This window comes from Crocosphaera sp. Alani8 (assembly GCF_038442745.1).
In the GTDB taxonomy this organism is placed as follows: domain Bacteria; phylum Cyanobacteriota; class Cyanobacteriia; order Cyanobacteriales; family Microcystaceae; genus Crocosphaera.
In genome coordinates, this window is record NZ_JARVCN010000448.1 from 1 (window position 1) to 2,243 (window position 2,243).

A 2,243-nucleotide genomic window follows, 5' to 3' on the forward strand; every position below is an offset into this window, starting at 1 on the left:
TGTGCTTCGATATTAAATATTGCTTGTAATTCGGAAGAAACTGGAGAAACAGAAGAATTAATTACTCCTGAGAGCAAACTTATATCCACATCGAATAAACTATTAGTATTAAATAAATTGACTTCAGTCCCAGTATCAGACCTTTCAAACCTACCAAAGTTTGAATTACTATCTAGTGGACGCAAATAAATGCTTTCGGTAGCATTAATAGTAATATTACCAGCATTTCCACGATTGACCGCAGTAGAAGCAACTGAACCGCCTTGGCTCAATTCAAGGGTTTGCGTATCAATATTAATGTTGCCAGCATTTCCTGAACCAAAAGAAACAGATGATATTAAAGCAGGAGTATTAAATTGGCTATTGGATTTGCTAATGGTGATATTATTTGCTGAAATATTGATATGGCCAGCATCTCCCATTCCTGCGGTAGAAGAAGCAATTCCTGCCCCTTTTTCAAGTTTTAACTCATCAACATTAATGATTATATTTCCCCCTGTTCCTTCAGCTTGACTTGTAACAAAACTACCCAGTCCGGTAATAATTGTTTCGGATATAGATTCAGAAATGATTAGTTTCTCAGCTTCAATCTGAATATTTCCTCCTTGTCCTGTGGTAAAAGTCGTCGTATCGATAGCGACTAAATCTGTAATAGAAATCGAAGGAGCTATAAAATTAAGACTACCAGAATTTCCTGTTCCTAATGTCAGATTTCGGATAACAGTTGGGGTGAACTGACTATTAATATTGATAGAATTAGAGGCTTTCAAAGATATGTCGCCAGTAGAAGATGTGCCTAAATTTTGATGGAAAATTAATGAGCCATCTGTAACATTAATATTTTTTCCCCACAAACGAATGGATTCTTGATTTCCCAGTGCTGAAATCCCTAGAGCCGAGCCAGATATATTAATATCTGCGAACCTAGAAATCTTAGATGTTTCTGGGGATTCAATCTGATAAAAACCTTCTTCGATACCAATCAAAGTTAAATTACTACCAAAAGCGGCTAGAGAAGATTGAGATAGATCTATTTCTCCGCCAACTAGAGTGATTCCAGCACCAGGAAAAGTTCTCAATCCCGCTAAATTAAATATATTCTCTGGGGTAATGATCGGTAAAATAGGAACTTCAAAGAACGTATATTGAAATGGTTGTCCTGCCCCTTTAATTTGGATTTTCCCAGGATTCTTTAATCCAACACCAATAGGTCTTGCAAAGGTAAGGAGAGGATTAGAATCTGATCTTGCTAGAAATATTTGTCCATCAGCAAATGAGATGCTTTCGGCCGTAGTGGCAAAAAAAGAGCCTAGTGCAATTTGAGCATTGGGTCCAAAGGTGATCCCGTTGGGATTCATTAGAAAAAAATTAACATTGCCATTGCTAGTAATCAAACCATTGATACTCGAAGGAGTAACTCCTGTCACTCGACTAAAAATATTACTGATATTAGTAGCATTATTAAAAAAAGCTGTCTGACCTTTGTTAATATTGAAATTTGAAAAACTATGAAATAAGTTAGAACCTCGTTCAGTTCCTCCATCAATAATAAACAATTGCCCATCTGGAGAAAAAATTGTACTATCTTGAGGTAAGGTATTATCTGATTGTATTTGAGCTAGAATTTTAGGATTATAAAGAGTCAATAGAATAAAAACAATCAACAGATTTAATTGTTTTAATTTTATTTTATCCATGTTAAAATATCCAGTAAGTAACTATCAAATATTATAGATCAGTATCCGATGAAAGTACAAAAAAAGGTAGCTAATTGGTTGAGTACAGTATCTCCTTCATTAAGTAACAGAATTGTAAATGTTTTGACTAAACAGGTTTCCATCTCTCGATGGGATAATCGATTATTAGGATTAGGTATTTTTCCTATTCAGACCATTATTGATATTGGAGCGAATGAAGGTCAATCTTGTAAAAAACTAAAGTCTATCTTTCCTAATTCAACTCTGTATGCTTTTGAACCTAGTCCGATAGCTTATAAGAAGTTAAAAAACTTAAAGTACGAAAATTTTTACCCTTTGAATTTAGCGATAGGAAAAGAGAATGATAAAGTTATGTTTTTTGAACACAACTATTTTACTCAATCTTCTTCGCTTTTAAAAACGACTCAAAAATGTGAAGAAGATTATCCTTTTTTGACAAATCAAAATGAAATATTGATTGAACAAAATACCAAATTGATTTAAGTTAATTATTCGATCATAAGATTGTAAATAGGTTGTTTCTAA

Annotated in this window: 2 protein-coding genes; one reads left to right on the forward strand and one right to left on the reverse strand. The window is 33.5% G+C overall.

Annotation, left to right across the window (positions count from 1 at the left end):
* Window positions 1–1,697, reverse strand: a 1,697-nt coding sequence (locus tag P9B04_RS21975) for a filamentous hemagglutinin N-terminal domain-containing protein (RefSeq protein ID WP_342057098.1), incomplete at its 3' end; no start/stop codon positions are given.
* A gap of 48 nt (window positions 1,698–1,745) precedes the next feature.
* On the opposite strand from P9B04_RS21975, the gene P9B04_RS21980 reads away from it, so the two are divergent.
* Window positions 1,746–2,201, forward strand: a complete 456-nt coding sequence (locus P9B04_RS21980) for an FkbM family methyltransferase (protein WP_342057099.1) — start codon at window positions 1,746–1,748, stop codon at window positions 2,199–2,201.
* Window positions 2,202–2,243 lie beyond the last annotated feature (42 nt).